A 4926-nucleotide genomic window follows, 5' to 3' on the forward strand; every position below is an offset into this window, starting at 1 on the left:
CAGGTTGAGATGACAGAGGGGGAGGGCGAAGGGGTGCCCGCACCATGGGGCACCCCTTTCGCCATGCCGGGCTCACGCCCCGGCTCGGCCGGACTCTCCCGGGCTGTGCGCGCGGACGCCTGCCGGCACCGTCGCCGTCGTCACCTTCAAGGGCACGTCCCGGGAATCCGACCCGAATCACTGCGCCGGTCTCGACGTGACGGTCTGACGCAACGCGCTCAAGCCCGACCGACGGCGACGGGATACCCCATGGCCGCCGCCTCGGCGGCCGGCGCCCCGTAGTCCGCCGCGGGGTTGAGCGCGGCGACGACGTCCCTCGTGAGCGGTCCGCCACCGAGCACCGCCGCCACCGCGGCCCGGTCGACGGACCTCCCGAAGTAGTCCTCGGCGTCTGCCGCGTACGCCTCCGCGCTGCCGTTCGCGAGTGTGCCGAACAGCCAGTCGGCTCCGTCCGTCTCCCCCTCCTCGAACACCACCGGCCCGCATCCCCACGCCGACGCGCCGGTCTCGCGCCAGGCGCAGACCGTTGCGTCGAAGAACTCGTCGAGCTGGAACACCGGCTCGTCCGCGTAGTGGGCGAGGGCGGCGGGAAGCCCCTCCAGCAGCCCCGGCCAGTGCGCGCGCGGCTCCTCGCGCCATGGCGTGGCGTCGCTTTCGTGATCGAAGCCGTAGAGGAAGACGCCCGCCGGGTCGAAGACGACGGCGTACAGATCACCCGAGCCGTTGTCCATGCTCGCCAGCGCGACCCCGTCCCGCCAAGCGGGGCTGAACCCGTGGCGGCGGTAGGCCGGTTGGAAGACGGCGTCCAGCACGGCGAAGGCGCGGCAGCGCGCGAGGAGTGCGTCCGGATCGGGCAGGACGGCTACGAGGTCGTGGACGGTCATGCCGACATTCAACAGACGGCCACTGACAGCCGGCCCCCGCCTCCGGAAGGCGACATTCCGATTACTGGGCAAGCTTGGGATATGTCCTGAAAAGCGCACTGTGTGGCGGTGGCGGAGGGTGGCGCTTGCCGGCACGCGGGCCGAGAGGCCGGTGGCGGGCGGACCGGACCCGGCAGAATCGCCGTCTGGCAACGGCCGCAATCGAGGCTTCGAAGCCGTTTCCGATTCGCGCACGCCAACCTGCTGGCCGTCCCTTACGCACCGCCACGCACCGCCAACGCCTGTGAGGAGTAAGGCGCACGTCTTCGACGTGCGCCGATTCAACGATGCTGAGTTCCGTCATACATGACGCCAGTGCCCAGTACATAGCCTCCGTGATGTTCGCAGTCACGATGGCCACGGCCACCGGCCTGCGTGCCCTGTGGCGCCGCAGGCTCCGCCGCGGAGGACGCACGGACGCGGCGCCCGACCATCCGGGTCCCGCCGCGCGGCCGGTGCCGCACACGTCGTCCGAACGACGACGGAAAGAGTCGTCATGACGACGACACCCTCCTCACGCCACCCGGAACGCCCCGAGGCCGAGCGCGATCGCGACCGGGCCTGGGCCCATCTGCTGGAGTTCCGGGGCGGCGTCCGCCGGCTGCTCGGCCACGACTCCTCCCGCCGGCTGGTGGAGATCGCCCGGGCCTACGACCGCGTCTGCCGGCGCGCCCAGGGGATCCTCCAGCCGGACGCCACGGAGACCGACATCCTCGCGTCGCTGCTGGTGATCCGCATCCTCCGCGAGAAGCTGGACCACGACGAGCTGCAACTGATCAGCCTGGCCCGCACCAAGAAGATCACCTGGGCCCGGATCGCCACCGCGCTGGAGATGCGCAGCCGCCAGTCCGCCGAGCGCCGCCATCTCCAGCTCAGCCGCGCCTACTTACGCCCGGACGGCACGCTCCCCCGCACCCAGAGCGAGCGGGTGGAGCACGCCCGCGAGCACCGCAGCCGCCGCGCCGAGCGGCAGTGGGCCCTGCGCCACGCCGCGTCGATCCGGCACCTGGCCGCCCGGCTCACCGCCGTCGAGGACCTCCAGCAGCGCGCCGACCAGTCGGCGGAGGCCAGGATCATCGCCGCCATCCAGCAGCACTCCCGCGAACCGGGCACCCGGGACCCCGCTCAGCCGCTGTCCCTGGCGTGGCCCAGAGCACTCAAGGAGTGCCTCGCCGAGGACGAGCAGTTCCGCAGCACGCCCCCGGCGCCCTGCGACGGCGAATCCACCGAGGAGACCGAGGAACTGGACTGGCGGCGCCAGCAGCAGGAGGCCGACATCGTCCACCGCCTGCTCGGCCTCATCAGCCACGCGGCGATCCGCCGGAACATCGACCTCTCCGATCACCCCGACCTCCTCGGCGCGATCACCGCGCTCCACGACGAATGCCAGTTGCAGACCAAGGGCCGTGGCTGACCCACGGGCCTGCGCCGCCGGCGCTGCCCGCACCTCCCCAGCACCCGGCACTGAACGAGGGGGCGCCGCCCTCGGGCCCCGCCTTCGGGCGGCGCCCCCTCGTTCCCCTCGAACGGCCGGGAACGATCGATTCCAGGGTTTCGCACACGGGTAGCCTCGCGCGGCCGCCGTCCGGACACGCCGGACCAGCACCGCCGAGGAGTCCCATGCGCCACAGCCTGTCCCGCCCCGCCGCCGCCCTGTCCGCCGCCCTGTCCCTGACCCTCGGCCTCGCGGCCCTGGCGGCCCCCGCGTCCCACGCCGCGACGCCCGGCCCGTCGAAGCCGAGGTGCCCGAAGGGCCACTTCTGCCTCTTCGAGGGCCCGCACCAGACGGGCCGCGTCCTCCTCGACGAGGACGCGCACGTCACCAGGACCGGCTTCCGCCTCCGCGAGCTGGACGACATCGAGCCGCCCATCCACCCGAAGTCGGCCCGCAACCCCCTCCCCGACGCCTTCGGCTGCATCGTCCGCCTCAACGACCGGCAGCACTTCGCGGGCGACGAGCAGGAGGTCGATCACTACGGCGACGCGGAACTGGACGGCCGCCGGGTCGGCTCCCTCACGCCCGACTGCGGCTGAGCCGCCCTCCGGGCACGCCTACGAGCCGTCGTCCAGCTCGTCCCGGAGCTCGTCGAAGGACTGCTGACGGTGGGCCTCCCGCTCACGCTCGCGAAGCTTGTCGTCGGACTGCTTCCGCTCCCGCTCCAGCCTCTCCTTGGCCCGTTGTGCCTTGGCCTGCATCTGGTCCTTGATCCCCATGCCGCTCACTCCTCCGGTGCGGGGAAACCGAGCCGTCCCCAGGCTCACACGCCGTGCGGGCCACCGCACCTCGGGCACCGGCTCCGTGGCGGGACCGCGCCTGCCCGGTCACCCCGGCTGCACCAGGCCCGTGACCAGCGCGGCCACGCCGCCCTGCACGGCCGACAGCACCGCGTCCCCGGCGCCGCCGGAGACGGCGCGGGCGAGTGCCCGGAGGCGGCCCCGCCGGGACCGCACAGCCGCCACGACCCCGCCGGGGTCGACCACCGCGCCGTCCGCGTCGACGAGCCCCTCGCGGGTCAGGTCGGTCACGAAGGAACGCAGCTCGGCGATCGCGGCCTCCAGGTCGGCGTGGGAGAGTCCCCCTTGATGCGTGACCGTGAGACGGGCGTTGCCGTCCGCCTTGTACTGGTCGCGGCCCACCTTGTCGCCGTGGACCACGTCTCCGTGGATCCGGTGTCCTTCTCCGTGGCGCGTCAACGTCTCCCCCGTCCCCCTGAGGCCGTCAGGCCGAAAAGCTGTTTCCGCCCGCGCCCGCCTTGAACTGGTCACGGCCGACCTTGTCACCCACCACCACGTCCCCGTGGACCTCTACGGACATCGCCTGGGCCGGCGGATGCTCGATGGCCTCGACGATGATGGATTTGATCCGCCGGATCTCGGCGAGGTCGGTCCCGGAGAGTGCGGTGTACTGCGTTCCCGAGGTCTCCACCAGCAGCGCGTAGCGGGTTCTTCTCAGAAACACCCGGTAGAACAGCACCGCCACGAAATAGAGGCCGAGCACTCCGGCGATCCACGAAACGGCGTCCAAGTGGTCCCCCACCGGCACGCGCGCCGGTGCGCGCCGGGTTGCCGCAAGGAACAGCACGTACGCGATCGCGAGGAGGAGAAGCTGCCGCAGCGGATGGAGGGTCGCGTGACGTCCCCGCCAGACCAGTTCCGCGGTCCGCACCCGGGAGATGTTCGCGAGGGGATAGACCTCGTGCCCGATCTCGACAACTCTCTGGCTGATGATGATTTCGCCGACGTAGCGCTTCGCCATACGGCTCCCCCGATGCCACGCACCGCCGCACACCGCGACGCGCGGTCCGGGGCGGAAGCGGGACGAGAAGCAGTGTGCTCCCCCCGGATTTCGGCCAACAAGCCTCTTGCGCCGGATTGTTGCGCGGGCGGCGTGGGAAAGGCGTACGAACCGGTCGCGCCGGCGGCCGCGCCGCGTCCTCCGTACGGGTGGCCGGCGCATGCGGCGACCGCCCCGGGGCAGCTCTCCGGCGTTACCGGCCTCGTTCCGAAGGAAGGACGCCCATGCGACGCCTCGTCCCGCACGCACTCGGCACACTCGCCGCCGCGGCCCTGCTCTCGCTCGCGGTCCCCGGATCGTCCCTCGCCGCCTCCGGCCAGCTCGTCCTCAACGGACGCTCCTTCACCGACCCGTCCGGCTGCTACCGCAACCTGAACGCGCCGTTGGCGGTCCAGAACCACACCCGCACGGTCGCGTTCGTCCACACCACCCGGGACTGCACCGGCCCCGCCCAGACCGTTCCCCCCGGAGCGACGATCGCCGCGAGTTCGGGGCACAGTGTCCGGATCTAGCACCCCTCGGGCGGAACTACTCATTCTGCGACCCCCACCACAAATCCACTGGGACACACGTGCAAAGATCCGGACAATGATGCGGGCACCTCCGGTACAGGAGGTGCCCGACTCGATTCCGCACACCTCATGGAGTCATAGTGGCGTACCTCTTCCTGCCCGCGGTCGACGAGGTGCCCGAGGACTTCCCGGCCAC

At 71.8% G+C, this 4926-nt stretch carries 7 protein-coding genes; 3 read left to right on the forward strand and 4 right to left on the reverse strand.

Going from position 1 to position 4926, the window contains the following annotated elements:
- Positions 1-218: 218 nt before the first annotated feature.
- On the reverse strand, positions 219-884 hold the full coding sequence (locus AB0K09_RS29760; RefSeq protein ID WP_366068516.1) for a hypothetical protein: 666 nt from the start codon (positions 882-884) through the stop codon (positions 219-221).
- A gap of 535 nt (positions 885-1419) precedes the next feature.
- Here AB0K09_RS29760 and AB0K09_RS29765 point away from each other — a divergent pair.
- Both AB0K09_RS29765 and AB0K09_RS29770 read left to right on the forward strand, forming a co-directional pair.
- Complete coding sequence (locus AB0K09_RS29765) at positions 1420-2337, forward strand: hypothetical protein (RefSeq protein ID WP_366068517.1); 918 nt, start codon at positions 1420-1422, stop codon at positions 2335-2337.
- A gap of 206 nt (positions 2338-2543) precedes the next feature.
- The gene (locus AB0K09_RS29770) at positions 2544-2957 is read left to right on the forward strand and encodes a hypothetical protein (RefSeq protein ID WP_366068518.1); all 414 of its coding nucleotides are present in this window, start codon (positions 2544-2546) and stop codon (positions 2955-2957) included.
- Between the two features lie 18 nt (positions 2958-2975).
- Here the strand turns inward: AB0K09_RS29770 and AB0K09_RS29775 are convergent, their stop codons facing one another.
- The 3 genes from AB0K09_RS29775 to AB0K09_RS29785 form a co-directional block, all read right to left on the reverse strand.
- Entirely contained in the window at positions 2976-3137 is a 162-nt protein-coding gene (locus tag AB0K09_RS29775) for a hypothetical protein (RefSeq protein ID WP_366068519.1), read from the reverse strand.
- Positions 3138-3245: 108 nt separating this feature from the next.
- The gene (locus tag AB0K09_RS29780) at positions 3246-3578 is read right to left on the reverse strand and encodes a hypothetical protein (protein ID WP_366068520.1); all 333 of its coding nucleotides are present in this window, start codon (positions 3576-3578) and stop codon (positions 3246-3248) included.
- Positions 3579-3642: 64 nt separating this feature from the next.
- A complete protein-coding gene (locus AB0K09_RS29785; protein ID WP_366068521.1) occupies positions 3643-4179 on the reverse strand; it encodes a DUF6232 family protein in 537 nt (178 codons plus the stop codon).
- Positions 4180-4442: 263 nt separating this feature from the next.
- On the opposite strand from AB0K09_RS29785, the gene AB0K09_RS29790 reads away from it, so the two are divergent.
- Positions 4443-4730, forward strand: a complete 288-nt coding sequence (locus AB0K09_RS29790) for a hypothetical protein (RefSeq protein ID WP_366068522.1) — start codon at positions 4443-4445, stop codon at positions 4728-4730.
- The last annotated feature ends 196 nt before the right edge of the window (positions 4731-4926 follow it).

The sequence above is a fragment of the Streptomyces sp. NPDC049577 genome, assembly GCF_040675635.1.
In the GTDB taxonomy this organism is placed as follows: Bacteria; Actinomycetota; Actinomycetes; order Streptomycetales; family Streptomycetaceae; genus Streptomyces.

Bases quoted from the DNA above. Each gene is read 5' to 3' on its own strand.
- AB0K09_RS29760 (WP_366068516.1), bottom strand. From the start codon at position 884: ATGACCGTCCACGACCTCGTAGCCGTCCTGCCCGATCCGGACGCACTC.
- AB0K09_RS29765 (WP_366068517.1), top strand. From the start codon at position 1,420: ATGACGACGACACCCTCCTCACGCCACCCGGAACGCCCCGAGGCCGAG.
- AB0K09_RS29770 (WP_366068518.1), top strand. From the start codon at position 2,544: ATGCGCCACAGCCTGTCCCGCCCCGCCGCCGCCCTGTCCGCCGCCCTG.
- AB0K09_RS29775 (WP_366068519.1), bottom strand. From the start codon at position 3,137: ATGGGGATCAAGGACCAGATGCAGGCCAAGGCACAACGGGCCAAGGAG.
- AB0K09_RS29785 (WP_366068521.1), bottom strand. From the start codon at position 4,179: ATGGCGAAGCGCTACGTCGGCGAAATCATCATCAGCCAGAGAGTTGTC.
- AB0K09_RS29790 (WP_366068522.1), top strand. From the start codon at position 4,443: ATGCGACGCCTCGTCCCGCACGCACTCGGCACACTCGCCGCCGCGGCC.